The organism is Mycobacterium sp. IS-1590 (assembly GCF_001500025.1).
Lineage (GTDB): Bacteria > Actinomycetota > Actinomycetes > Mycobacteriales > Mycobacteriaceae > Mycobacterium.
Map to the genome: position 1 here is coordinate 1 of NZ_LQIW01000006.1, position 24,599 is coordinate 24,599.

At 68.4% G+C, this 24,599-nt stretch carries 23 protein-coding genes and 1 pseudogene; 14 read left to right on the forward strand and 10 right to left on the reverse strand.

The features are described 5' to 3' along the window. The 3 genes from AU197_RS06390 to AU197_RS06400 all read right to left on the reverse strand — a co-directional run. Positions 1–1,066, reverse strand: a 1,066-nt coding sequence (locus AU197_RS06390; RefSeq protein ID WP_064401797.1) for a serine/threonine-protein kinase, incomplete at its 3' end; no start/stop codon positions are given. A 20-nt stretch (positions 1,067–1,086) separates the two neighbouring features. Continuing rightward, positions 1,087–2,193, reverse strand: coding sequence for a PDR/VanB family oxidoreductase (locus AU197_RS06395; RefSeq protein WP_064401702.1), 1,107 nt, complete (start codon positions 2,191–2,193; stop codon positions 1,087–1,089). Next, on the reverse strand, positions 2,193–3,119 hold the full coding sequence (locus AU197_RS06400) for a metal-dependent hydrolase (protein ID WP_064401703.1): 927 nt from the start codon (positions 3,117–3,119) through the stop codon (positions 2,193–2,195). Before AU197_RS06400 ends, AU197_RS06395 begins: the two co-directional genes overlap by 1 nt. A gap of 86 nt (positions 3,120–3,205) precedes the next feature. On the opposite strand from AU197_RS06400, the gene AU197_RS06405 reads away from it, so the two are divergent. Both AU197_RS06405 and AU197_RS06410 read left to right on the forward strand, forming a co-directional pair. Then, complete coding sequence (locus AU197_RS06405; RefSeq protein ID WP_064401798.1) at positions 3,206–4,051, forward strand: lysophospholipid acyltransferase family protein; 846 nt, start codon at positions 3,206–3,208, stop codon at positions 4,049–4,051. 3 nt (positions 4,052–4,054) lie between these two features. Beyond that, on the forward strand, positions 4,055–4,489 hold the full coding sequence (locus AU197_RS06410) for an SRPBCC family protein (protein WP_064401704.1): 435 nt from the start codon (positions 4,055–4,057) through the stop codon (positions 4,487–4,489). 6 nt (positions 4,490–4,495) lie between these two features. Here the strand turns inward: AU197_RS06410 and AU197_RS06415 are convergent, their stop codons facing one another. After that, positions 4,496–4,909 carry a hypothetical protein gene (locus tag AU197_RS06415; protein WP_064349838.1) on the reverse strand — a complete coding sequence of 138 codons (414 nt, stop codon included), beginning with the start codon at positions 4,907–4,909 and terminating at the stop codon, positions 4,496–4,498. 77 nt (positions 4,910–4,986) lie between these two features. Beyond that, complete coding sequence (gene malQ, locus AU197_RS06420; RefSeq protein ID WP_064401705.1) at positions 4,987–7,128, reverse strand: 4-alpha-glucanotransferase; 2,142 nt, start codon at positions 7,126–7,128, stop codon at positions 4,987–4,989. 117 nt (positions 7,129–7,245) lie between these two features. On the opposite strand from malQ, the gene AU197_RS06425 reads away from it, so the two are divergent. Then, positions 7,246–8,445 carry an MFS transporter gene (locus tag AU197_RS06425; RefSeq protein WP_064401706.1) on the forward strand — a complete coding sequence of 400 codons (1,200 nt, stop codon included), beginning with the start codon at positions 7,246–7,248 and terminating at the stop codon, positions 8,443–8,445. On the opposite strand, the gene AU197_RS06430 is transcribed toward AU197_RS06425, so the two are convergent. Both AU197_RS06430 and AU197_RS06435 read right to left on the reverse strand, forming a co-directional pair. Beyond that, the gene (locus tag AU197_RS06430) at positions 8,414–8,737 is read right to left on the reverse strand and encodes a DMT family transporter (protein WP_064401707.1); all 324 of its coding nucleotides are present in this window, start codon (positions 8,735–8,737) and stop codon (positions 8,414–8,416) included. The genes AU197_RS06425 and AU197_RS06430 overlap by 32 nt on opposite strands. Further along, complete coding sequence (locus AU197_RS06435; RefSeq protein ID WP_064401708.1) at positions 8,737–9,072, reverse strand: DMT family transporter; 336 nt, start codon at positions 9,070–9,072, stop codon at positions 8,737–8,739. The genes AU197_RS06430 and AU197_RS06435 overlap by 1 nt, the downstream gene beginning before the upstream one ends. Before the next feature lie 145 nt (positions 9,073–9,217). Between AU197_RS06435 and AU197_RS06440 the strand changes: the two genes are divergently transcribed. The 4 genes from AU197_RS06440 (at position 9,218) to AU197_RS06455 (ending at position 14,060) form a co-directional block, all read left to right on the forward strand. Beyond that, on the forward strand, positions 9,218–10,768 hold the full coding sequence (locus AU197_RS06440; RefSeq protein ID WP_064401709.1) for a carboxylesterase/lipase family protein: 1,551 nt from the start codon (positions 9,218–9,220) through the stop codon (positions 10,766–10,768). 70 nt (positions 10,769–10,838) lie between these two features. Then, positions 10,839–11,726: a sterol desaturase family protein gene (locus AU197_RS06445; protein ID WP_064401799.1), complete on the forward strand. Its 888-nt coding sequence runs from the start codon at positions 10,839–10,841 to the stop codon at positions 11,724–11,726. A 34-nt stretch (positions 11,727–11,760) separates the two neighbouring features. Next, entirely contained in the window at positions 11,761–13,179 is a 1,419-nt protein-coding gene (locus AU197_RS06450; protein WP_064401710.1) for an NAD(P)/FAD-dependent oxidoreductase, read from the forward strand. A 185-nt stretch (positions 13,180–13,364) separates the two neighbouring features. Continuing rightward, positions 13,365–14,060, forward strand: a complete 696-nt coding sequence (locus AU197_RS06455; RefSeq protein ID WP_064401711.1) for an Rv1815 family serine proteinase — start codon at positions 13,365–13,367, stop codon at positions 14,058–14,060. On the opposite strand, the gene AU197_RS06460 is transcribed toward AU197_RS06455, so the two are convergent. Beyond that, the gene (locus AU197_RS06460; protein ID WP_064401712.1) at positions 14,057–14,500 is read right to left on the reverse strand and encodes a nitroreductase/quinone reductase family protein; all 444 of its coding nucleotides are present in this window, start codon (positions 14,498–14,500) and stop codon (positions 14,057–14,059) included. The genes AU197_RS06455 and AU197_RS06460 overlap by 4 nt on opposite strands. Before the next feature lie 103 nt (positions 14,501–14,603). On the opposite strand from AU197_RS06460, the gene AU197_RS06465 reads away from it, so the two are divergent. Genes AU197_RS06465 through AU197_RS06485 form a run of 5 tightly spaced genes read left to right on the forward strand, consistent with a single transcriptional unit; the run spans position 14,604 to position 18,318 of the window. Next, positions 14,604–15,290 carry a TetR/AcrR family transcriptional regulator gene (locus tag AU197_RS06465; RefSeq protein WP_064401713.1) on the forward strand — a complete coding sequence of 229 codons (687 nt, stop codon included), beginning with the start codon at positions 14,604–14,606 and terminating at the stop codon, positions 15,288–15,290. Between the two features lie 31 nt (positions 15,291–15,321). Continuing rightward, entirely contained in the window at positions 15,322–15,660 is a 339-nt protein-coding gene (locus AU197_RS06470; RefSeq protein ID WP_064401714.1) for an ArsR/SmtB family transcription factor, read from the forward strand. Next, a complete protein-coding gene (locus AU197_RS06475; protein ID WP_064401715.1) occupies positions 15,657–16,295 on the forward strand; it encodes an SRPBCC family protein in 639 nt (212 codons plus the stop codon). The genes AU197_RS06470 and AU197_RS06475 overlap by 4 nt, the downstream gene beginning before the upstream one ends. A 50-nt stretch (positions 16,296–16,345) precedes the next feature. Further along, on the forward strand, positions 16,346–16,816 hold the full coding sequence (locus AU197_RS06480) for a VOC family protein (RefSeq protein ID WP_064401716.1): 471 nt from the start codon (positions 16,346–16,348) through the stop codon (positions 16,814–16,816). Continuing rightward, entirely contained in the window at positions 16,813–18,318 is a 1,506-nt protein-coding gene (locus tag AU197_RS06485) for an FAD-binding protein (protein ID WP_064401717.1), read from the forward strand. The genes AU197_RS06480 and AU197_RS06485 overlap by 4 nt, the downstream gene beginning before the upstream one ends. Here the strand turns inward: AU197_RS06485 and AU197_RS06490 are convergent. Continuing rightward, entirely contained in the window at positions 18,315–20,228 is a 1,914-nt protein-coding gene (locus tag AU197_RS06490) for an ABC transporter ATP-binding protein/permease (RefSeq protein WP_064401718.1), read from the reverse strand. The genes AU197_RS06485 and AU197_RS06490 overlap by 4 nt on opposite strands. 90 nt (positions 20,229–20,318) lie before the next feature. Next, positions 20,319–21,936, reverse strand: a pseudogene (locus AU197_RS06495) (FAD-dependent monooxygenase). A 19-nt stretch (positions 21,937–21,955) separates the two neighbouring features. Here AU197_RS06495 and AU197_RS06500 point away from each other — a divergent pair. Both AU197_RS06500 and AU197_RS06505 read left to right on the forward strand, forming a co-directional pair. Next, positions 21,956–23,608 carry an acetolactate synthase gene (locus AU197_RS06500; protein ID WP_064401719.1) on the forward strand — a complete coding sequence of 551 codons (1,653 nt, stop codon included), beginning with the start codon at positions 21,956–21,958 and terminating at the stop codon, positions 23,606–23,608. A 131-nt stretch (positions 23,609–23,739) separates the two neighbouring features. Continuing rightward, a complete protein-coding gene (locus tag AU197_RS06505; RefSeq protein WP_064401720.1) occupies positions 23,740–24,582 on the forward strand; it encodes a GNAT family N-acetyltransferase in 843 nt (280 codons plus the stop codon). Positions 24,583–24,599: the final 17 nt, after the last annotated feature.

Sequence of the window (24,599 nt, forward strand, 5' to 3'; positions counted from 1 at the left end):
CCGCCCGCGGAGGAGGGGGTGCGGGTCGCGGCGGTGACGAGGCGGCCGTCGTCGACCTGCCTGGGGCGATCGCGCGTTCCTCGCCGAACAGAAAGGCCGCCACCACGACCGCGGCGACCAGCAGCACCGCGAGCACCGCAGGCACCACGAGTCCCGGCCGCAGCCACGACCGATTCGGCTGGGCGGCGGCCACGGCCAACCGGGTGCTGTCGGGGTCGGCCGAGGCGACACCGAGGTGGTGGCTGAGCGCCCTGGCGAAATCCGCGCACCGCTCGAATCGGTCCTTGGGGTTCTTGGACAGCGCCTTGGCCAGCACGGGGTCCAGGTTGGCGAGGTCGGGGCGGTGGGTACCGATCGCCGGTGGCGCGGCCGACAGGTGCTGGCTGATGACCACTGCCGGATTCGAGTTGCGAAACGGCGGCGAACCGGTCAGCAGGTGAAATGCGGTGGCGGCCAACGCATATTGATCTGCTCGGCCGTCAAGCGTCTCGCCCATCAACTGCTCTGGTGCGGCGTAGGACACCGTGCCCACCGTCATGTTGGTCGCGGTGAGACCGCTGACGTCGTCCGCCCAGCGGGCGATCCCGAAGTCGGCCAACAGGACTCGTCGATCATCTGCCTCCGGCCGGGCGAGCAGGATGTTGGCCGGTTTGACATCGCGGTGCAGCAGGCCGCCCTGATGCGCGTAGTCGAGGGCGTCGGCGATGGCGGTGACGATCGCGGCGACCTCCCGCGGAGGCATGCCGTTGGGATGGTGCTCCTTCAGCAGTTGCGCGGCGTCGGTGCCGTCGACGTAATCCATCGAGATCCAGATCTGGCCGTCGGTCTCGCCACGATCGTGGATCCCGACGATGTGCGGATGCCACAACGTGGCCGCGATGTCGGCCTCGCGCTGGAACCGTCTGCGGTACTCGTCGTCGGCCGACACCGACGCGGGAAGCACCTTGAGCGCGTCGCGTCGGGGCAGGCGCGGATGTTCAGCCAGGTAGACCTCGCCCATTCCGCCGGAGCCGAGTAGTCGCACGATGGTGTATCCGGCGAAAGTCGCCCCCTCGGCCAACGGCATGGCCGAATAGTACGAGACGACTACAGATCGAGTGTCAGATGGGAACCTTCGGCGGCGCGGGAAATGCAGATCAACATCAGCCCACCGTCGCGTTCGGTGTCGGTGAGCAGCGTGTCGCGGTGGTCGACCGAACCGGTCAGCACCCTGCTGCGACACGTACCGCAGAAGCCCTGCTGACAGGAATACGGGGCATGCACACCGGATCTGCGCAGTGCCGCAAGCAGCGTCTCGTCGGCCCCCACGTCGATGGTCTGGCCGCGTGAGGCCACCGTCACCGAGAAGTTCGTACCGTCCTCGACCGGTGGCGCCGCGAACCGCTCGAAATGCAATTCCACGTTGTCGCGCCCGACCAGCCGATCGCGGATGACCGTCAACATCGGCGCCGGACCGCACGCGTAGACCGCGGTGCCGCTGGGGCAGTCGCCGAGCAGGTCGTCGGCGCTGGGCAGCCCGTCGACGTCGTCGGTGCGGATCTGCACGCGGGAGTCGAACCGTGTGAGCTCGTCGACGAACGGGAGGCTGTCACGACTGCGGCCGGTGTACACCATCGACCACTGGACACCGAGCGCTTGCGCCATACGCACCATCGGCAGGATCGGCGTGATGCCGATGCCGCCGGCGACGAACCTCAGCTGCCGGGTGGGGGAGCCGTAGCCGGGAACGGTGAGCGGAAACGCGTTGCGGGGCCCGTGCGATGTCACGGTCGCGCCTGGGCTCAGCGCCTCGTGCACCTCGATCGAACCGCCGCCGCCGTCGGGGATGCGCCGCACCGCGATGCGGTACCTGTCGGAGTGGGCGGGGTCGCCGCACAACGAGTACTGCCGCACAAGCCCGCTGGGCAGCGTGATGTCGATGTGCGAGCCGGGATGCCAGCGCGGCAGCGGTTCGCCGCCGGCGGCGACCAGCGTCAACGCCACGACGTTCTCGTCGCGCGCCACCACCCCGCGGTCGGCGACCCGCAGAACCAGCGTGCGGTCGAGCTCGCGGGGCGGTGTGACCTTGCGGACGGCGCCGGCCAACGCTTCCATTCCGTTGATCACGACGTCGGCGATGCCGATCATCGCGTAGCGCCGTCCCGGCCGCAGCGGATGGGCGGGCAGTTGCCGGTAGCGCTCGCGCAGACCCATCAACGGTGTGCGGCGCGCGCGGCGGGTGAGGTGGCCAGGTAGGCCACGGCCTGGGCGGTCGAGCCCATGTCCTCGGGCGAGTAGCGGGGGCGGAAGTAGGACAGTGTGTTCGTCCCGAACAGCGTCCGGAACTTGGGCAGCAGGCCGAGTTCGGAGTCCCGCATCCGCAGTCGCTGCATCTCGAACCAGCCGATGTCACTGTTGGGGTCGGACTTCAGCAGATACCAGGTGCCGCGTTGGAAGAACGTGAACATTGCGGCCGCGGCGACCGTCATCGCCCGGATCCGGTCGGGATAGCTGTCGTGGAAGTAGACCGCGACGTCGTGGGCGACGCAACGGTGCTCGACCTCTTCGCTGCCGTGCCAGCGGAACAGGTCGACCAGGGTGGGGTCCGCGCCGTGGTCGTCCCACGTGGAGTTCAGCGCGAAGTCGCCGAGCACCGCGGTGTAGTGCTCGATCGCCGCGATCAGCCACAGCCGCTCACACAGGTTGCTCAGCCGCCGCTGCGGGTCGTCGAAATCCTTTGGCGCCAGGACTTTTTCGAACATGTAGCCGACGAGGTCGAGCATGGGTTTCGGGTCGACCCCGTTGCCGACGAGGAAGTCGGAGATCACGTCGTCGTGGGCCGCGGCGTGCGTCGCCTCCTGCCCGATGAAACCGCGGATGTCGTCGGCGAGCTTGGGATCTCTGACCAAGGGCAGCGCCTCGTTGTAGGTGCGGACGAACCAGTGCTCGGCGGCGGGCAGCACGACGTTGAACAGGTTGATCATGGTGGAGGCCACCGGGTGGCCGGGGATCCACTCCAGGGGAACTCCGGAGAGGTCGAAGTGGACCTTGCGGGCCTGGATCTGGACGGGCCCGGGGTCGACCTCGCGGGCGAAACGGCGCGGACGTAGAGCCCCAGGCTGGGCCGGCGACAATGCCATCTCGGCTCCTCCTTCGTGCCGCACAGTCTAGTGCGGTAAGCGGGAGCGCAGGTTTGCGGTTCGCCGGGCGCGTCTATAACACGTTCATGGTGGCGATCGACGACCTCCTCGGGTGGGCCAAAGCGCAGGTGTCCGCCCGCGTGCCGAAGGCCGACCTGGACCAGCGCGATCCCGACTACATCCGCGAGCAGCTGCCCGGGCTGTGGCTGCTGGCGTCGTTGTACTTCCGCGCCGACGTCCGCGGCCTGGACCGCATCCCCGCGGAGGGTCCCGTGTTGTTGGTGGGCAACCACAGCGGGGGCAACCTGCCGCCCGACACGTTCGTGTTCACCCTGGCCTTCAGTTCGTACTTCGGGGTCGAGCGGCCCTTCTATCAACTCGCACACAACCTCGTCGTCTCGATGCCGGGCCTGGGTTCGCTGCGCAAGTTCGGCACCGTGGCCGCCAACCACGACAACGCCAAGCTGGCATTGGAGTCCGGCTGTGCGCTTCTGGTGTACCCGGGCGGCGACTACGAGGTGTTCCGCCCGTCGTGGCAGCGGCACGAAGTCGATTTCGGCGGCCGCAAGGGCTACGTGAAGCTGGCCCGCGAAGCCGGGGTGCCCATCGTGCCGATCGCCAGTGTGGGCGGCCAGGAAGCCGCCTTGTTCCTCGACCGCGGCCAGTGGTTGGCGCGTCTGTTGATGGCGGACAGGCTGGCCCGGCTCAAGAGCGTGCCCATTCTGCTGGCACCGCCGTGGGGTCTGACGGTCAGCGACTTCATACCGCGGCTGCCCCTGCCGACGAAGATCGCGATCGAAGTGCAGGACCCGATCGACGCGGACGACATCGCGGCCAGTGACGACGACGTCATCAACGACAAGGTGTTGAGCAGCCTGCAGGCAGGAGTCGACAGGTTGGCGGCCGAACGACGCTTCCCGGTTCTGGGCTGAGACATGAGGGTTCAACGCCAGTGCGTCATCGACGCCGACCGCGACCAGGTGTGGAAGGTGGTCAGCGATCCGGGGTGCTATCCGGAGTTCATGGCCAGCCTCGAGCGCTGGGAGATGCTGACAGATGCGCCCGCCGGGCTCGGGTCCCGCTACACCGTGCACTGGAAAGTCGGTTCGGTGCCGATCGGCGGCACCGTGGAGGTCGTCGAGTTCGATGAGCCGCGCGAGGTGTCGTGGATCGGGATCACCGGTGTGTCACAGCGCGGCCGGTTCCGGCTGCGCGACACCGGGGACGGGCGCACGAAGGTGACGTTCCGGTTGTCCTACGAGTCCGCCGGCAACCTTCTGGGGCTCATCGCCGACCGGGTGGCCGCGCGTCAGGTCGGTCGCACGATGAGCGAGACGCTGACCAACCTGCGCCGGATGGTGGAGGGCTGAACCCTCTCAGCCGGCCGGTGGCGGCGGCGGGGTACCCGCGCCGGGGGCGCCCTGGATCGGAACCACCGGGGTCGGGGTCACGGTGGTGACGCCGTTTCGGCCTACCGTCGGACCGCCGGAGGGACCCTGCTCGGCGATCAGGTCCGCCGCTTTCTGACTGCAGTCCAGCATCAGCAGCATCCGCCCGCCCGAGGTGATCTTCTGCTGATCGACCAGGCACTCCGCCTGGGGGAGTACGCTGCCGACCGAACCGCCGAAGTAGGCCTTGACGCCTTGGGACTTCAGGATCTGCAACGCCCGGTTGTACGGTTCGCCGACCACGTTCAAGGTGCTCGGTTGCGACATCGCGATTCCGGCGCCGACGAGTGCCGCCGAACCGACAGCCACGAGCCCGCCGCTGAGCACAACAAGCTTGTTCACGTGATCTCCTCAGGTCGCTGCGGTGCGAACATATCGCAGCCGTGACGAATGTGAAACCGGAGCAGACGGCCTCGGCGTTACACCGCCGGGCGCACCGCATTTCGCATGACCTCGCCCAGCCGCGCCGCGGTGACGTCGTCGAAGACGTCTTCGAGCAGCAGCTTCTTACCGTCCGGGCCGGCCAGCGGCACCCGCCAGTTCGGATACTCGTCGGTGGTTCCCGGCTGATTCTGGGTGCGCATGTCACCGACCGCGTCGGCCAGCGAAAGCGACAGCAACCGCGACGGGGTGCGGCCGAGATAGCGATGCAGGGCCTCGACGATCGCGGCGGTGTCGGACTCCGTGTCCCCGCGCAGGAGCCCGACGCGGCGCAGCTCGTCGAGCCATCTGTCCTGTTGCTCGCGGTCGTCGGCCAGCTCCTCGGCGGCGGGCCGCGTCAGCAGCCCGAGGTCGTCGCGCAGGCGAACGTGTTCGCCGGCCAGGTAGCCGGCCGTCGGGGGCAGGTCGTGCGTGGTGACGGCCGACAGGCAGTACTCGCGCCACCGCTCGGCGGCCAGCGGGCCGCCCGCGGGGCCGTGCGCGCCGTCGCGGTCGGCCTCGAACCACAGGATCGAGGTGCCGAACAGGCCGCGGTCGTGCAGGTAGTCGCGAACCCAGGGTTCGACGGTGCCGAGGTCCTCGCCGACCACGACGGCTCCCGCCCGGTGAGCCTCGAGCGCGACGATGCCGATCATCGCCTCGTGGTCGTAGCGCACGTAGGTGCCGTCGGTGGGCGGCGCCCCGTTCGGGATCCACCACAGCCGGAACAGCCCGATGATGTGGTCGATCCGCACACCGCCCGCGTGCCGCAGCACCGCGTTGACCAGTGCGCGGAACGGCTCGTAGGCGAGCTTCTCGAGCTGGTCCGGGCTCCACGGCGGTTGTGACCAGTCCTGGCCGAGCTGGTTGAACTCGTCGGGAGGAGCGCCCGCCGTGACGCCGAGCGCGAGCACGTCCTGCAGCGCCCAGGAGTCCGCGCCGTTGGGGTCCACGCCCACCGCGAGGTCGTGCATGATGCCCAGGCTCATTCCCGTCTGCAGCGCGGTGGCCTGCGCCGCGGTGAGCTGATCGTCGAGTTGCCACTGCAGCCAGCGGTGGAAGTCGACGGCGTCGGGGTGCTCGGCGGCGAAGGCCGCGACGGCACCGCCCGCCGGATGCTGCAGTTCCGTCGGCCACTGGTGCCAGTCGGCTCCGTACCGTTCGGCCAGCGCACACCAGATGGCGAAGTCGTCGAGGCTGCGGCCCTCGCGCTCGCGGTACGCGGCGTAGGCCAATTCCCGCCCCGCGGAACGGGGTACCTCGTACACCGTTTCCAGCGCTGAGCGTTTCGCCTTCCACGCCGCGTCACGCTCGACCTGCTCGGCGCGGTCGGCTCGGGACTGCACGGCCTCGCGTAGCTTGCGTAACCGGTTGCGGCGGCGGACATAGGCGTATTCGGGGATCGCCTCCACCCGCAGATAGATCGGGTTGACGAACCGGCGAGAGGTCGGCAGGTAGGGCGAGGGCTCCATGGGCGCGACCGGCGCGGCCGCGTGTAGGGGATTGACGAGGATGAATCCCGCGGCGTGCCGGGCCGCCGACCATACCGCCAGGTCGGTCAAATCGGTCAAATCGCCTACACCCCAGGATCTTTCGGAGCGCACGCTGTAGAGCTGGGTGGCCAGGCCCCAGTTCCTGCCGGATGGGGGCGTCAGCGAGGCGGGGGAGACGATGATCGGGGTGCTGAACTGGGCCCCATCGGCGTGCAGTTCCAGGCGGTGATATCCGATCGGCAGGTCGGCGGGCGTCTCGAAGGTCGCCTCACCGACCGGTCTTCCGTCCAATTCGTAAGGGGGTCTGTTGTTTTCGAGTTGACGCAGGTCCGTTCGTACGGAGCCGTCCTCCAGCCGGATCCGCAGCGACACCGGGTCACCGTGTGTGACGTGCACCCAGAACGTCGAGGGGGCGCCGCTGCGCCCGATGATCGTCGGCGGAAGGTGGCGGGACCAGTATTCGCGGTCGTGGGCGGTGAGGGCGGCATCGCGGTCGTCCTCGCTGCCGGCGGCAACACCCAACGCGGCCAGCACCGAGATCAACGTCGACTCGGCGACGGCGATGCGCGTGCCCGTCCAGTCCTCGTAATCGGTTGCGACACCGTAGCGTCGCGCCAACTCCACTAGCGACGCGGCGGGCCCTGTCATATCGCCAATCTTGCCCGGAATCGGTCGCCACGTCTCATCACAGGCTCGCTCATACCCGATCTGCGCGAACTCAACCGGCGCTCAATGGGCCTCGGTGGGTGGGTAGTGTCGGCCGGTATGGCGCCCGACCGGCAGGAGACTGCCGAGGTGCAGAGTCGACAGGCCCGGATCGCGGTCGCAGCGCTGTTCCTGACGAACGGCGCGGTGTTCGCCAACCTGCTGCCGCGCTACCCGGAGATCAAGACCGATCTGGGGCTCTCGAATTCGGCGTACGGCGCGGCGGTCGCCGCCTTCTCGGCGGGGGCGCTGGCCGCCGGGCTGACCGCCGCCGCGCTCATCCGCCGCTACCGCTCGTCGTGGGTGGCTGTGGTCGGCACCGTCGGAATCGGGGTCTTCGTGGTGCTAGCGGGCGTGGCGACCTCGCCGGTGTTGTTCGCCGCCGGGCTGTTCGCGGCGGGCGCATGTGATGCGGTGACCGACGTCGCGCAGAACGCCCACGGCCTGCGCGTACAGCGCATCTACGGCCGTTCGATCATCAACTCGCTGCACGCGGTGTGGGCAGCGGGTGCCATCATCGGCGGTCTGATGGGCGGGGCGGCCGTCGTATCGGGCGTTCCGCGCGCACTGCATCTCGGCTTCTCGGCCGTGCTGTGCAGCGTGGTCGTTCTCGTCGCGTACCGCTACCTGCTGCCCGGACCCGATCACGAAGACCACCGGGAGGCGCGCGCCGGGCGTGCGGGCCGTACCGGTGGTGCGCTGTACGCCGCGCTGCTCGCCCTCGTGCTGATCGCGGTGGCCGGTGCGACGGTCGAGGACGCCGGCAACTCCTGGGCCGTGTTGTATCTGCGCGACACCCTCGGTGCGCCCGGACCGATCGCGGTGACCGGCTACATCGCCGCCGTCACCTTTCTCTTCATCGGGCGACTGGCCGGTGACCGCCTGGTCGACCGGTTCGGGGAACGCGCCGTGGTGCGCGCCGGCGGCGCGATCACCGCGATCGGGATGGGTCTTGCGCTGGCGTTTCCGTCCGTTCCCGGCACGATCGCGGGCTTCGCGATGGCCGGCCTGGGCGTGGCGACCCTGGTGCCGTCGGCGATGCACGCCGCAGATCAGCTGCCGGGTCTGCGGCCGGGCAGCGGCCTGACGATCCTCACCTGGCTGATGCGCATCGGGTTCCTGGCCGCCCCGGTCCTCGTCGGTGCGATCGCCGACGCGACGAGCCTGCGCGCCGGCCTGCTTGTCGTCCCGGTCGGCGGCGTCGTGGTCGTGGTGATGTCGGGTGTGCTCAGTGCGCGACGCCGGCCAGCTCGATCGTGAGCACACCGCCGACGACGAGCGCGATGCCCAACGTCATCACCCAGGTCAGTGGTTCGGTGAACAGAAAGCGTGCGATGACCGCGACCAGCGCCACGCCGCAAGCGGTCCACACGCCATAAGCGATGCCGACCGGCATCCCGAGGCTCAACGTCAGCCACAGCAGATAGAAGGACGCCAGGTAACCCAGGACGATCGGTGCGATCCAGGCCTTCTTGCGGAACCCTTCCGATGCCCGCAGCGACAGCGTCGCGAACACCTCGAAGACGATCGCGACCGCCAGTGTCCAGTACATCACCGGTGTTCGACCGCCCGGTGCGAACCGAACTCGATCAGCAGCACGCCGGCGATGATCAGACCGATGCCCGCGACGATCGGCCAGGTGAACGGGTCACCGAACAGGGCAGCGGCGAGAACCGCGGTGCCCGCCGTGCCGACCGCTCCCCATATTCCGTACGCCACCCCGACCGGCATTCCGGCCCGCAACACCAGCGTCAGGAATGTGAAGGCCGCCAGGTAGCCCCCGACGACGACGAGAAGCCACGCCGAATGATCCTGGGACGCCCGCAGCGACAGCGTGGCGGCGACCTCGACGACGATCGCACCTGCCAGCAAGGCCCACTTCTGCACGCGATCAAGCTAGCCGACCGGCCGACGATGGCCCGCCCGACGCGCAAAACCGCAGCCCAGATGGGCTGTGGGAAGGCGCGCGTAGCCTGAACTCGCTGTGTTCCATCGATCGGAGGAGTCCCATGCCGTACGACGTGGAGTCGCGGTGACCGCAGAGGCACGGGGCAGCGACGCGCTCGTCGTCGACACCGCGTACGGACCGGTCCGCGGCCTCGACGACGGCACCGTGAAGGCGTGGAAGGGGATCCGGTTCGCCGCTGCGCCGGCAGGTGAGCTGCGGTGGCGGGCGCCCGAACCGCCGCGGCGCTGGTCCGCACCGGCGGATGCCACGCGGGTCGGCCCGGTGTGCCCGCAGCCGACGGATCCGCGCATCCCGATCGACCTCGGCGCTCCGCAGGGCGACGACTGCCTGAGTTTGAACGTGTGGGCGGCATCCGACATCGACCCGGGCGCGGGCAAACCGGTGATGGTGTGGGTGCACGGCGGTGCCTACGTCCTCGGTTCGTCGGCGCAGCCGCTGTATCACGGCCGCGCACTCGCCGCCGGCGGCGACGCCGTGATCGTCACGGTGAACTATCGCCTGGGGGCGCTGGGCTTCCTGGATCTGTCGGCGGTGGGCGAGGGCTTCGCCACCAACCTCGGCCTGCGGGACGTGCTGTTCGCGCTGCAGTGGGTCCGCGACAACATCGCGGGCTTCGGGGGAGACCCGAACCGCGTCACCATTTTCGGGGAATCAGCCGGCGCCGGGATCGTCACCACGCTGCTGGCCAGCCCGGCCGCCGCGGGCCTGTTCTGCGCGGCGATCGCGCAGAGCTCACCGGCGACCTCGGTCTACGACCGCGAACGCTCGCAGCGGGTGGCCGCGCTGTTCCTCGACCGGCTGGGCCTGGGATCCAGCGATGCCCAGCAGTTGGTCTCGGTGCCCACCTCCGCGCTCATGACCGCCTCCAAGGACGTCTTCGACCACATCCCGGTCAGGACGCCGGGCACGCTGGCGTTCGCGCCGATCATCGACGGCGACGTGGTCCCCGCGCACCCGGTCCAGCTGGCCCGCGACGGCCGTACGCATCCGGTACCTCTGATCATCGGCACCAACAAGCACGAGGCCGCGCTGTTCCGCTGGATGAAGTCGCCGTTGATGCCGATAACCCCGAAGGCCATCCGAACGATGTTCGCCGAGATCGCGGCCGAACAACCCGACCTGCAGCTCCCCGACGAACAGCAGATCCGTGCCGCGTACCGGGGGCGGGGCAAGACCATCGGCATGGGTGTCGCCCGCGACATCGGGTTCCGGATGCCGTCGGTCTGGTTCGCCGAGGGCCATCGCGACGTCGCGCCCGTGTACCTCTACCGGTTCGACTTCGCCACCCCGATGCTGCGACTGCTGCGGCTCGGCGCCGCCCACGCGACCGAGTTGCCGTACGTGTGGGGCAATCTGGTCGCCGGCCCGAAGGACCCGACCTTCAAGCTCGGCGGGCTCAAGGCGGGCAAGACGGTCTCCGCGCGCGTCCGGCGGCGCTGGCTGAACTTCGCCGTGGACGGCACACCCGCGGGTCTGGCCGGTGATCCGGTCTGGCGGCCGTACCGCGCCTCCGACCGCGCCACCTTGCTCATCGACGCCCAGGACCGGGTGGCCGACGACCTCGACCGCGATCTGCGCACCGCATGGGGCGATCAGGTGCTGAGCTTCCGGTGAGTCGTATGCTTTGCCTGGAGGTTTCGAAGTGGATGTGAGTGGCGTCTTCTCGCACGTGTTGCCACCGTTGATGCACGATCCCGTGGTCTTCGCGGTGCCGTTCTTCTTGTTGCTGTTGGTCATCGAGTGGGCGGCCGCCCGCAGACTGGCGCACGAGGAGGCCGACCGGGCACCGGCCGGTGCGTATCAACGCTCCGATGCGTGGGCCAGCATCTGGATGGGCGTGGTCTCGATCGGCACGAGCGGGGTGCTGAACTTCATCGCGCTGCTGGCCTACGCGGCGTTGTTCGTCTACGTCGCGCCGTGGCAGCTACCCGCGGACGCGTGGTACACGTGGGCGATCGCGATCGTCGGAGTGGACCTGCTCTACTACGTCTATCACCGGATGGCACACCGGGTGCGGCTGATCTGGGCCACCCATCAAGCGCATCACTCCAGCCAGTACTTCAACTTCGCCACCGCGCTGCGCCAGAAGTGGAACATCAGCGGCGACGTGTTCTTGCGGGCGCTGCTACCGCTGTTCGGCGTACCACCGTGGATCGTCTTCGCCAGCTTCTCCATCAACCTGATCTACCAGTTCTGGATCCACACCGAACGCATCGATAGGCTCTGGCGCCCAATCGAATTCGTCTTCAACACGCCGTCGCACCACCGGGTGCACCACGGAATGGACCAGCAGTACCTCGACAAGAACTACGGCGGCATCTTCATCCTGTGGGACCGCTTGTTCGGCAGCTTTGCGGCAGAGACGGCGCGCCCGCACTACGGGCTGACCAAGCAGGTCGACACCTACAACATCTGGACGCTGCAGACACACGAGTACGTGGCGATCGCGCGTGACGTCGCCCGAGCGCGGCGGTGGCGCGACAAGCTGGGATATCTGTTCGGCCCGCCCGGGTGGGCGCCGGCCCGAACGCCGGTTGTGGCAGAGCAGCAGTCCGCCCCGGTCGGCGCCTGAGCCAGGTAGCCCCCAGCGCCGTAGTCTGCGCTGTGTGAAAACCGTCTTCGATGCCCCGGTCGACGCCGGTCTGGTCGAACGTTCGCTGGCGACAAGCACGTTGGGCTCGGTGTGGCTCGACGAGCAGATTGGCCCGCCGCGCCCGCGGTTCCCCGCCCTGACGAAGCCCGTCACGTGCGACCTCGTCGTCGTCGGGGGCGGCTACACCGGGCTGTGGACCGCTCTGCACGCCGCGCGACGCGACCCCGATCAGCGGATCGTGCTCATCGAGGCCAACCGGGTGGGCTGGGCGGCCTCCGGCCGTAACGGAGGCTTCGTCGACGCCAGCCTGACGCACGGTGCTGCGAACGGAAAAGCGCGCTGGCCCAATGAGTTCGACGTTCTCGAGGCGATGGGCCTGGAAAACCTCGACGGCATGCAGGCCGAGATCGCGCAACTGGGCCTCGATACCGACTGGGAGCGCACCGGCACGCTGACGGTGGCCACCGAGCCCCATCAGGTCCACTGGTTGCGCCACGCCGCGGCCGACGGTGAGGGGAAGTTCCTCGACACGACCGAGGTTCGCGACGAAGTGGCATCACCGATCTACCTCGCCGGCCTGTTCAACGCGGACACCTGTGCCCTCGTGCACCCGGCCAAGTTGGTGTTCGCACTCGCCGGCGCCTGCCGGGACGCAGGCGTGCGCATCTTCGAGCACACGAACGCCGTCCGGCTCGATTCCGGTGGCGTCGGGTTGCGCGTGCAGACCGGGCGGGCCGTGGTCACGGCGCGGCACGCGGTGCTCGCGACCAACGTCTATCCGAGCCTCCTCAAGCGCAACCGATTGCACACGGTGCCGGTGTATGACTACGTGCTGGCCACCGAACCGCTCACCGATCACCAGCGGGACCGCGTCGGCTGGCGCGGGCGGCAGGGAATCGACGACTGCGCCAACCAGTTCCACTACTACCGCCTCACCGCCGACAACCGGATCATCTGGGGCGGCTACGACGCCGTCTACCACTTCGGGGGGAAAGTGCGTGCCCGCTACGAGGATCGGCCCGCGACCTACCGCCGGCTGGCCGAGCACTTCTTCCTGACCTTTCCGCAACTCGACGACGTCCGGTTCAGCCATCGGTGGGCCGGCGCGATCGACACCAACACCCGGTTCTGCGCGCACTGGGGACTGGCCAGAGACGGCCGCGTCGCATATGTCAACGGCTTCACCGGACTCGGTGTGGGCGCTTCCCGGTTCGCCGCCGACGTGTGCCTGGACCTGCTCGAGGGCCGGCCCACCCCGCGCACCGAATTGCAGATGGTGCGCGAGCGACCCCTGCCGTTCCCGCCGGAGCCGATGGCCAGCGTCGCCATCCAGACGACACGGTGGTCGCTTGACCGCGCGGACCACGCCGCCGGACGTCGCAACGCCTACCTGCGGACGCTGGACGCGTTGGGCCTCGGTTTCGATTCTTAGCGCTCCCGTGCCGAAACCGCTGCCGGGGCGTAACGTCTTTGTGACCTTCACCGATGGGCAAGTGACGGAACCATCGTCGAGTGGTTGCTCCTGGTCGGGCGGTGATTGTGAGCTCTCCCGACCCGGTTAGCGGCTCACAACGCGCCGGTACCGGACCTTCATCGGCTCGACGAGCGGAGACGACTGTGCGCCGACATTCGCTACGGGTACTGGCGGCGCTGGCCGCCCCGATCGCTGCGGGCGCCATGCTCTCCGCGCCCGCGCAGGCCAACCCGGGCGTCCTGGTCCACCCCGGCATGGAGATCCGCCAGGACAACAACGTCTGCACGCTGGGTTACGTCGATCCGGCGACCCGGATCGCATTCACCGCGGGCCATTGCCGCGGCAGCGGTCCGGTGCGCGACCGCAACGGAAACCACATCGGGGTGCAGACGGTGTACCGCGACAACACCCCCAACGGCGCGACCGTCGACACCAATCATCAGATCGCCGACTGGGAGGCGATCGCACTCGCGCCCGACGTCACGGTCAACAACGTGCTTCCGGGGGGCAAGGTGCTGGTGACCGACCCCGGTGTCGTGCCGACGGCCGGTCAGCCGGTGTGTCATTTCGGCGTGGTGACGGGGGAGAGCTGCGGCAACGTCGAAGCCGTCAACAACGGCTGGTTCACGATGGCCAACGGGGTGGTCAGCCAGAAGGGCGACTCGGGCGGCCCGGTGTACGTGATCACCCCCGACAACCGTGCGGTACTGATCGGCATGTTCAACAGCACCTGGGGCACATACCCGGCCGCGGTGTCCTGGCAGACGGCGAGTCAGCAGGCGAGCGAGGACGTCATCTCCGCCGCGTCCGCCACCGTCGGCACCGTGTCGCTGCCCTAGGGAGCCAGCGCGAACACCGGGATGGACGGCGCGGCGGCGCGCAGCTCGTCCGGTGAGGACGTCGGCGTCAGACCGCCGATGTGGCCCTTGACCTCCCAGAACCAGCGGTCGAGGTAGCGGCTGAGCAGCTCGGGTTTCGCTTCGTCGGGGACCTCGCTGATCCGCACCTCGCGGCGACGCCACCGGGGACCGACTTCGACCACACCTGCCGCCCGGGCGTTGCGGACCCACTGGGTGTGACCGCGCGGGGAGACGAGATAGTCGCGACCGCCGACGGTGAGCACGTTGACCACCACGCGCCGGCGCTTGCCCGTCTTGCGGCCACGTACCGACAGCGCTCTGGTTCCGGCGACGCTGACACCGGCCTCGGCCAGCCATCGGAAGATGCGGTTGACGGTGCGGGCGGCCCGCGTCGGTTCGTCGTAGCGCAGTGTCGTCACAGTGGGCCTCCTCGATTAGAGAGCGGTGCTCTCAGAGTCCAGGCTGCCACCGCGAGCCGCAGAAAGCAAGAGCAGTGATCTCGTTTTGTGTCACACTCGGCGCATGGGCAAACGGGCCGAGAGCAGACAGAGAATCGAGGAGCAGATCATCGAACTGGGTCGGCGACACCTCGTGACCGACGGCGCGGCCGGACTCTCGCTTCGGGCGATCGCTCGCGACCTCGGCATGGTGTCCTCGGCGGTGTACCGCTACGTGTCCAGCCGTGACGACCTGTTGACGATGCTGCTGGTCGATGCGTACTCCGAACTCGCCGATCATGTCGACCGCGCCCGCAGCGACGGCGGACCGTGGCATGAACAGTTCCGCGCGATGGCGCACGCCGCGCGCCGGTGGGCCGTCGAGGAGCCGGCGTCGTGGGCGCTGCTCTACGGCACCCCGGTGCCGGGTTACCACGCGCCGCGCGAGCGCACTGTGGGGCCCGGGACCCGCGTCGTCGGCGCCGTGTTCGATGTGGTCGGCGCCGGCATTGCCGCCGGTGACATCCCATCCTCGAAAACCGTTGTCGACGAACCGTTGTCGTCGGACTTCGAGGCGTTGCGCACCGAGTTCGATTTCGCCGGCGACGACGGCGCGATCACCAAGAGCTTTCTGGCATGGGCGGCGCTGATCGGGGCGATCAGCCTCGAGGTGTTCGGCCAGTACGGGCCCGACACGCTCACAGATCCCGCGGCGGTCTTCGATCTGCAGGTCGGCCTGCTGATCGAGGCACTGAAAACAGATAAGTATTGACTTATATAAGCTCGGGCTTTAACTTATCGAGGTGCACGCGTTCGACGTCCTGGGCGATCCGGTGCGCCGCCGGATCCTGGAACTGCTCGCCGACGGTGAGCAGCCCGCAGGAGCCATCGCGGCCACCATCCGAGATGAGTTTGCAATCACCCAACCGGCGGTCTCGCAGCACCTGAAGGTGTTGCGCGACAACGGCTTCACCTCGGTACGGCCGGAGGGTCAGCGCCGCCTCTATGCGGTCAACGGCGCAGCGCTGCGCGACGCCGACGAGTGGCTCGCCGGCTTTCGCCGGTTCTGGGCGCCGAAGCTCGACGCGCTCGGCACCGAGATCGCGCGGGGTAAGCGACAACGACGAAGGAAGGCAACATGAGCGAGATCGACGTGGACCACCAGATCAGCACCGTCGCACGGACCGTCGGGAAACGCACGATCGACGCAGGCGAGGCGCACGTCGTCACGATCAAGCAGACCTACGACACCGATCAAGCCGACCTGTGGGATGCCGTCACCAATATCGAGCGCATCCCGCGGTGGTTGATGCCGATCTCCGGTGACCTCCGGGTCGGGGGCACCTATCAACTGCACGGCAACGCCAGCGGGACGATCCTGACGTGCGACCCGCCGAAGAGCTTCACCGCAACCTGGGAGTACGGCGGAAACACCAGCTGGATCGAGGTCAACGTCGGTGAGCAGGGCGCAGACCGGGCGGAGTTGGTCATCGAGCACATCGCCGTCGTCGGCGACGAGATGTCCCTGCAGTTCGGCCCCGGCGCGGTGGGTATCGGCTGGGACTCGATGGTGCTCGGCCTGGCGCTGCACCTGTCGACGGGTGAGGCGATCGACCCCGAATTCGGCGCGCAGTGGGTCGCCACCGACGAGGGTCGGCGCTTCCTGGCGCTGTCCAACGACGCCTGGTACCAGGCGAACATCGCATCCGGCGCCGATCCCACCGCCGCACGCGAGGCCGCCGACCGCTGCCTGAAGGCCTATTACGGCGAGGCCTGAACTAGAACACGTTCTAGCCAATCGGACGGGCCGCGGATATCCTCGACGCGATGCTTGCCCAGACACCTGTCCAGATCGCATGGGTGACGCGGGACCTCGACGTCACCGAAGAGGCGCTCACCTCGATGTTGGGCGTCAAGAAGTGGGTGCGCATGCCCGGCGTCCACTTCGCGCCGGACACGTGCACGTACCGCGGCGAACCCGCCGACTTCGTCGCCGACATCTCGCTGAGCTACGCCGGCGACACGCAGCTGGAACTGATCGCACCGGTCTCCGGGCGCAACATCTACACCGACTTCCTCGACACCGCAGGTCCGGGAATGCACCACATCTGCGTCGAGGTCGACGACGTGGACGCGGCGCTGACCGAACGGAGAGCCGAGGCGGTACAGCGCGGCGTGATGCCCGGCGGCATGGAGTTCGCCTACATCGCCGCCGCCGGTCTGCCATACCTGGAGATCGCCTCCATCCCCGACGAGATCAGGGCCTTCTTCGACTACATCAAACAGGAGCAGCAGTGAGCACCAGCGAGATTCCCGACACCGTCAACGCCGCCGATGTCGCGTCGTGGTCCGACGAATTCGATGTCGTGGTGGTGGGATTCGGCATCGCGGGAGGTTGCGCAGCGGTCAGTGCCGCGGCCACGGGCGCTCGGGTGCTGGTGCTGGAGAAGGCCGCCGATGCCGGCGGGACCAGCTCGATGGCCGGTGGGCACTTCTATCTGGGCGGCGGCACCGCCGTACAGCAGGCCACCGGTCACGAGGACAGCGCCGACGAGATGTACTCCTACCTCGTCGCGGTGTCGCCCGAACCCGACCACGACAAGATCCGCGCCTACTGCGAGGGCAGCGTCGAACACTTCAACTGGTTGGAGGACTTGGGTTTTCAGTTCGAGCGCAGCTACTACCCGGGCAAGGTGGTGGTGCCGCCGGGCACCGAGGGCCTGTCGTACACCGGCAACGAGAAGGTGTGGCCGTTCTGCGAGCAGGCCAAGCCGGCACCGCGCGGGCATTCGGTGCCGGTGCCCGGTGAACTCGGCGGCGCCGCGATGGTCATCGACCTGTTGGTCAAGCGCGCCACCGAACTCGGCGTGCAGATCCGCTATGAGACCGGCGTCACCAACCTCGTCGTCGAGGACGGGTCGGTGGTCGGCGTGCGGTGGAAGCACTTCGGCGAGACGGGCGCGGTCAAAGCGAAGGCGGTGATCATCGCCGCCGGTGGGTTCGCGATGAACCCCGAGATGGTCGCCGAGTTCACGCCGGCACTCGGCCAGAAGCGCAAGACCAAGCACCACGGCGAGGTGGAGCCCTACATCCTGGGCAATCCCAACGACGACGGGTTGGGCATCCGGATGGGCATCTCGGCGGGCGGCGTGGCCAAGAACATGGACCAGCTGTTCATCACCGCGGCCGCGTATCCACCGGAGATTCTGCTCACCGGCGTGATCGTCAACAAGGACGGCCATCGCTTCGTCGCCGAAGACTCATACCATTCGCGCACTTCGGCTTTCGTGCTCGAACAGCCGGAACAGACCGCCTATCTCGTCGTCGACGAGGCCCATATGGAAATGCCCGAGATGCCGCTCATCAAGTTCATCGACGGCTGGGAGACCGTCGAGGAAATGGAAGCCGCCCTGGGCATCCCGCAGGGCAACCTGGTCGCCACGCTCAACCGGTACAACGAATTCGCCGCTCGCGGTGAGGATCCCGACTTTCACAAACAACCCGAGTACGTGGCGGCCCAGGACACCGGCCCATACGCGGCGTTCGACCTGTCGCTGGGGCGCGCGATGTACTCCGGTTTCACCATGGGCGGGCTCGCAGTGTCGGTCGACGGTGAGGTGCTACGGGAGGACGGCTCCGTGGTCCCCGGCCTCTATGCGGCGGGAGCGTGCGCGTCCAACATCGCCCACGACGGTAAGGGCTACGCGAGCGGAACCCAACTCGGCGAAGGGTCGTTCTTCGGGCGGCGGGCGGGAGGACACGCAGCCCGCCGCGCGGGGGCGCACGCCGCGGCGCGTTAGACCTTCGCCGGTTCGTCACCTTCGACGCGACCCAGCCGCCACTCGCCGTCGCCCAACAGCTCGAGTTCGTGGGTGTGGTGCTGTTCGACGGTGCTGCGGTGGCTCACGCTGACCAGGATGGTGTCGGGCAGCTCCTGGCGAACCAATTGGTAGAGCATGAACTCCAAGCCCTCGTCGAGCGCGGACGTGGACTCGTCGAGGAATACCGCCTTGGGTTTGGTGAGCAGGATCCGGGCGAAGGCGATGCGTTGCTGTTCGCCGGGGGAGAGCACCTTGGCCCAGTCGTCTACCTCGTCGAGACGGTCCGCCAGGTGCGGCAGCGCCACCTTGTGCAGCGTGTGGCGCAACGTCTTGTCGTCGATCTCACCGACCTCGTTGGGATAGCTGACAACGGTGCGCAGGTCGCCCAGCGGCACGTACGGCATCTGCGAGAGGAACATCGTCTCGTTCGGACCGCACGGCCGGGTCAGCCGTCCCGAGGTGAACGGCCACAGCTGCGCCAGGCTGCGCAGCAGGGTGGTCTTGCCGCTGCCCGACTTGCCGGTGACCACCAACGAGTCGCCGACCTCCAACCGCATGTCGAGCGGTCTGATCAGTTGGCGGCCGTCGGGGGTGCGGACCTCGACGGCGGACAGTTCGACGGTGCCGTCCGCGCATGGCGCGGTGGTCAGCTCGGGCAGCGCCCGGCCCTCGTCGTTGGCGACCACCAGGCCGTGCAACCGGATGATCGCCGCTCGGTAACCGGCGAACTGGTCGTAGACGTTGCGGAAGAACGACAGGCCCTGCTCGATGTTGCCGAAGGCCGCCGCGGTCTGGCTCATCGCCCCGAGCGTGATCTCACCGGTGAAGAACCGGGGAAACTGCAGCAGGTAGGGCGGCACGACGATGATCTGGTCCATCGACAGGTTCCAGCCGTAGAAGCCCATCATGCGGTTGATGTAGCGCTTGTAGTTGCTGACGACGGGCGCGAACAGCCGCCGCAGCCCCGACCTTTCGGCAACCTCGCCGCGGTAGAAGGCGACCGCCTCGGCCGCGTCGCGCAGCCGCACCAGCGCATAGCGGAAGGCCGCGTTGAACTTCTCGTTGTAGAACGACAGCCAGATGATCGGCCTGCCGATCCAGAACGCGAAGACCGAAGCCAGCAGCACGTAGGCCAACAGGATCCAGAACATCGCCCGCGGCACGCTGCCGATGATCGGCAGCGTGAGCGTTCCCGACAGATTCCACAGGATCGCGGTGAAGGAGATCATCGAGACGATCGCACTGACCGCGCCGAACAGCAGCGTGGCGGTCGAGGTGTTGTTGGGTGTGTTCGGCAGGCCGCCGACCCCCGCGGTGAAGATGTCGATGTCGTACTGGATGCGTTGGTCGGGATTGTCGATGGTGTCGTCGATGAAGCGGCCGCGGTAGTAGGCCTTGTCGTCCAGCCAGTCGCCGGTGAGCCGGTCGGTGAGCCAGACCCGCCAGGCCAACATGAACCGCTGAGTCATGAAGAGGTCGAGCATGATCCGCGCGACGTGGATGACGGCCAGGATCGCGAAGACCATCATCGACAGCCAGAATCCGTCCCTGCCGGAGTTGCGGATGGCGTCGTCGCCGCTGCCCAGACCGGATGCCACCACCTGGAAGCTGGTCATCATGTCGTTGCCCTGGAAGGTGAACAACACCGTCAGGCGAACCCCGATGATCACCGAGAGCAGCAGCGCGCCCAGCCACAGCCAGACCTTGACGCTCTCCGGACCCTTGAAGTAGTCGCCGGTGATACGCCAGAACTGACGGCCCCACACGGTGAACCTGGCGATGAGCACCAAGACGATCAGCGTGCACACCGCCGCGATCGCCCAGCCCCGCGCGATCCACACCAGCGACGTCCACAGTTCACTGCCCCAGTCCAGCGTCGGGGTGAACATTCCCTCATTCACTCCGGCAAGGTACCTTCTCGGGCCGCCGCAGGCGCTTCAGAAGGGCCAACCGCGGGTCGCGAATCTGACGAGGGGCGCTCATCGGGCGAATGTCGAGCGCAGATGTGCCGCCAGGTCCTCGGGGTCGACGTGGGCCGCCGCATAACCGAGGTAGCCGTCGGGTCGCACCACGAACATCGACCGCTCCGCACAGTCGCAGGCGCGGGCGAAATGCCCTTCGGCGTCGCGGATCAGCGGTAACGCCGTGTCGGTGACGTCGGCGCCGGGCGCGGCGACCAGACGCGGTCATGCGGTCGCCCGCCACGGCCATCGCCGCTGCGGCGGCACGTTCGAAGTCCGCCACGTCGGCGGTGGCGCACCCCGGACCGGCGTACAGCAGCACGGTGTGGTGGGGGCCGAAGAGCTCAAACAAGCGGAGCGGGCCGGTGACGGCGTCGCGAATCAGCCCGGTCGCGTCGTTGGCTCGTCGTCCCGCACCCGGCGCGACGATCGGGCTGTCCGCGTAGTCGATGAGCAACTGCGCCTCGCGGCGGATCACGTACCGCGGGTCGCTCGAGTCGGCACCGATACCGTCGCGGGCGCTGCGCACGGTGCGCCCGACCACCTCCTCGCCGACCGGCCGGCGTTCGGCGTCGTAGGTGTCGAGCAGAGCGGGCGCCGACGCGCCCGACACGACCAACGCCAGTTTCCAGGCCAGGTTGTGGGCGTCCTGAATGCCGGTGTTCATCCCCTGCGCACCGGTCGGCGGGTGGATGTGCGCGGCGTCGCCGGCCACGAACACCCTGCCGCGCCGGTAGGCGTCGACGAGGCGATGGCTGATGCGGAAGACCGATGACCAGCGCAGTTCGCGCGCCGTGGTCGGTTCGGGGGAGAGTCGGTCCAAGACGGCCTGGATGTGGTGCAGTTCGGGTGCGCGGGTGCCCTCGAAGCCGTGCGCGACACCGTCGGCAGGCGTACTGGCCAATTCGTCGGGCACCAGCATCGACATCCGGTACCGGCGGCGATGATTCGTCTCCGCCCGAGGACCGTAGGGCGGCAGCGGTATGCACACCAGCAGATCCTCGGTGGTCCCGTTGGTCTGGCGCATCGACCGAACGGCGTAGCCGCGCGGCAGCGACCAGTCCACCTCGACATCACCGAGCATGTACTGCTCGGTGAATGCGCCGCCCTCGAAGGTCAGGCCCAGCGCCTTGCGTACGGTGCTGTGCGCGCCGTCCGCGCCGACGAGGTAACGGGCCCGCACGGTGCGTTCCCCGACGCCGCTCAGTGTCGCGGTCACGCCGTCGGCGTCCTGATCGAAGCCGGTCAGCCGCCACCCACGCTCGACGCGCACCCCGCGCGACGTGAGTTCGTCGCCCAAGATGCGCTCGGTCACGTACTGAGGAATCGCGACGAAGCCGAAGGGCACGTCGGCGGGAACCTCGAAATCGAGCTGCGCGACCTGCTCGCCGTTGACGTAGACCAGCTGACCGCGCATCGGGGTCGCCGCGTCGAGAATCCGCCCCAGCACGCCCATGTTCTCGAACACTTCGAGCGAACGGGATTGCACGCCAACCGCTTTCGCGTAGAGCGGTGGTTCGGTCAGTGGGTCGACGACCCGGCAGTCGATGCCGCGCCTGGCCAATTCGATCGCAGCGGTGAGCCCCACCGGCCCGGCACCGGCGATCAACACTTGTGTTTCCTCGAGGCTCGGCACGCCTGATTATGCTGCCACCATGGGCACCGATGCACCGGCTCCGTCCGCAGTGAACGCAGGGCATCTGATCGCTCGCCGGTTGCGCGCCAGCGGAATCGACACGGTGTTCACGCTTTCGGGCGGACATCTGTTCTCGATCTATGACGGTTGCCGGGCACACGACATCCGGCTGGTCGACACCCGCCACGAGCAGACCGCCGCGTTCGCCGCCGAGGGCTGGTCCAAGGTCACCCGGGTGCCGGGCGTCGCGGCGTTGACGGCCGGGCCAGGCGTCACCAACGGCATGAGCGCGATGGCCGCGGCGCAGCAGAACCAGTCGCCGTTGGTGATCCTCGGCGGTCGCGCACCGGCGATGCGGTGGGGACAGGGCAGCCTGCAGGAGATCGACCATGTCCCGTTCGTCGCACCGCTGACCCGCTTCGCCGCGACCGCGGACTCGCCGGACGCCGTTGCGGGACTGGTCGATGACGCGCTGCGGGCCGCGGCCGGGGTGGCGGGCGGCCCATCCGGGGTGTCGTTCATCGACTTCCCGATGGACCACGTGTTCAGCGAGGCCCCGGACACCGGCGCGGTGGGGGCCCTGAGCGAACCGACCGCGGGCGTAGAGGCCGACGGCGACGCCGTGGCCGTCGCGCTTGCCCTGCTGCGCGAGGCGCGGCGGCCGGTCATCATGGCCGGGACCAACGTCTGGTGGGGCCACGCGGAGACCGCGCTGTTGGAGCTGGCCGAAACGCTGCGCATCCCGGTGCTCATGAACGGCATGGCCCGCGGCACCGTTCCGGCCGACCACCAGCTCGCGTTCTCGCGGGCACGCTCAAAGGCGTTGAAGCAGGCCGATGTTGCGCTGGTGATCGGCGTGCCGATGGACTTCCGACTGGGCTTCGGTGGCGTGTTCGGCGCGGACACCGCGCTGATCGCCGTCGACCGCTGCGCACCGGACCGAACGCATCAGCGGCCGGTCGCCGCGGGCTTGTACGGCGACATCACCGCCACGCTGTCCGCGCTGTCGACGGCACGACCGATCGATCACGAAGCCTGGATCGCCGACCTGCGTGCCACCGAGACCGCGGTGCGTACCTCCGAGGCCGAGGAGCTGCGCGACGACCGCACGCCGCTGCACCCCATGCGCGTGTACGCCGAGATCAGCGCGATGCTCGAGCGCGACGCGATCGTGGTGGTCGACGCCGGCGACTTCGGGTCCTACGCGGGTCGCGTCATCGATAGCTTCGTACCCGGCGCCTGGCTCGACAGCGGCCCGTTCGGCTGCTTGGGGTCCGGACCGGGATACGCCCTGGCCGCCAAGCTGGCCCGGCCCGACCGTCAGGTGATCCTGCTCCAGGGCGACGGCGCATTCGGGTTTTCCGGTATGGAATGGGATACGTTGGTGCGACACGGGATTCATGTCGTCTCGGTGGTCGGCAACAACGGCATCTGGGCGCTCGAGAAGCACCCTATGGAAGCGATCTATGGGTATTCCGTCGTGGCTGACCTGCGACCCGGAACGCGGTACGACGAGGTGGTGAGGGCGCTCGGCGGACATGGCGAGTTGGTGTCGACGCCCGCCGAACTGCAACCGGCCCTGGAGCGGGCCTTCTCCTCGGCGCTGCCCGCGGTGGTCAACGTGCTGACCGACCCGACGATCGCCTACCCCCGCCGCTCCAACCTGGCCTGACTCGATTGCCGCGACCGTGCGGGTCTGCACACGACACGCCGCGAAATTCCAGCACTCCGCGCACGTTCGCGGCGGCGCGAGCGCGACGAAAATGACTCGACCCATCCGGTCTCCGCGCCCATGCTGAACTCATGGAGGTGCGCATACACGACTCTTCCGATGAGTTTCGCGCGATCGCCGAACCGCTGTACCGGCGCGACCCGATCGCCAACACCATCGAGCTCACGACCGTTGCCGCCGCGATCCCCGACGACGCGCTGTTGCTGTCGGTGTGGCAGAACTCGGACGTGGTCGGCGTCGCGCTGCACACCCCGCCATACCCGTTGGCGTGCAACGGTATTCCGATAGACTGCGTCGACGTCGTTGCGCGTGATCTCCGTCGGAGACGACCCGACCTGATCGGGGTCCGCGGTTCTCGTGAGATTGCCGTCGCGATCGCCGACGCCTGGCGGTCGCACGGCGGACGTGCGGGCACCGTCACGCTCGAAGAGCGGCTCTACCGACTGGGGACCCTGCGACCGCCGGCCGGCGTTGCGGGGGCGCCGCGATGGGCAGACGAGACCCACCGCGCGGTGCTCATCGGCTGGGTGGAGCGCTTCTTCACCGAGACCTTCGGCCATCCCCGCGACGACACCGCGGGGGCTCGCTTCGTCGATGCGGCCGCCGACCGGGGCGACCGGTTCCTGCTCTGGGACGTCGGCCGCACACCGGTCAGCACGGCGCTGCTGCGTGCGCCCGCGGCGGGGGTGTCGCGCATCGGCCCGGTCTATACACCCGGGGACCACCGGACCAACGGCTACGGCTCGGCCGTCACCGCCGCAGCCGCACAGGCCGCACTGGACCGCGGCGACGCGGAGGTGGTGCTGTTCACCGATCAGGCCAATCCGACCTCGAACGCGATCTACCGAAGGATCGGCTTCGAGCCGGTGTCAGAATTCGCGCGCATCGACTTCCGCACGGTCGCCCGACCTTGACCGTGCCCAGACTGCTG

Coding starts and splice junctions, on each gene's coding strand:
- AU197_RS06395 (WP_064401702.1), bottom strand. CDS start 2,193: ATGGGTCTGCGCGAGCGCTACCGGCAACTGCCCGCCCATCCGCTGCGG.
- AU197_RS06400 (WP_064401703.1), bottom strand. CDS start 3,119: ATGGCATTGTCGCCGGCCCAGCCTGGGGCTCTACGTCCGCGCCGTTTC.
- AU197_RS06405 (WP_064401798.1), top strand. CDS start 3,206: ATGGTGGCGATCGACGACCTCCTCGGGTGGGCCAAAGCGCAGGTGTCC.
- AU197_RS06410 (WP_064401704.1), top strand. CDS start 4,055: ATGAGGGTTCAACGCCAGTGCGTCATCGACGCCGACCGCGACCAGGTG.
- malQ (WP_064401705.1), bottom strand. CDS start 7,128: ATGACAGGGCCCGCCGCGTCGCTAGTGGAGTTGGCGCGACGCTACGGT.
- AU197_RS06425 (WP_064401706.1), top strand. CDS start 7,246: ATGGCGCCCGACCGGCAGGAGACTGCCGAGGTGCAGAGTCGACAGGCC.
- AU197_RS06430 (WP_064401707.1), bottom strand. CDS start 8,737: ATGTACTGGACACTGGCGGTCGCGATCGTCTTCGAGGTGTTCGCGACG.
- AU197_RS06445 (WP_064401799.1), top strand. CDS start 10,839: ATGCACGATCCCGTGGTCTTCGCGGTGCCGTTCTTCTTGTTGCTGTTG.
- AU197_RS06465 (WP_064401713.1), top strand. CDS start 14,604: ATGGGCAAACGGGCCGAGAGCAGACAGAGAATCGAGGAGCAGATCATC.
- AU197_RS06475 (WP_064401715.1), top strand. CDS start 15,657: ATGAGCGAGATCGACGTGGACCACCAGATCAGCACCGTCGCACGGACC.
- AU197_RS06480 (WP_064401716.1), top strand. CDS start 16,346: ATGCTTGCCCAGACACCTGTCCAGATCGCATGGGTGACGCGGGACCTC.
- AU197_RS06490 (WP_064401718.1), bottom strand. CDS start 20,228: ATGTTCACCCCGACGCTGGACTGGGGCAGTGAACTGTGGACGTCGCTG.
- AU197_RS06500 (WP_064401719.1), top strand. CDS start 21,956: ATGGGCACCGATGCACCGGCTCCGTCCGCAGTGAACGCAGGGCATCTG.
- AU197_RS06505 (WP_064401720.1), top strand. CDS start 23,740: ATGGAGGTGCGCATACACGACTCTTCCGATGAGTTTCGCGCGATCGCC.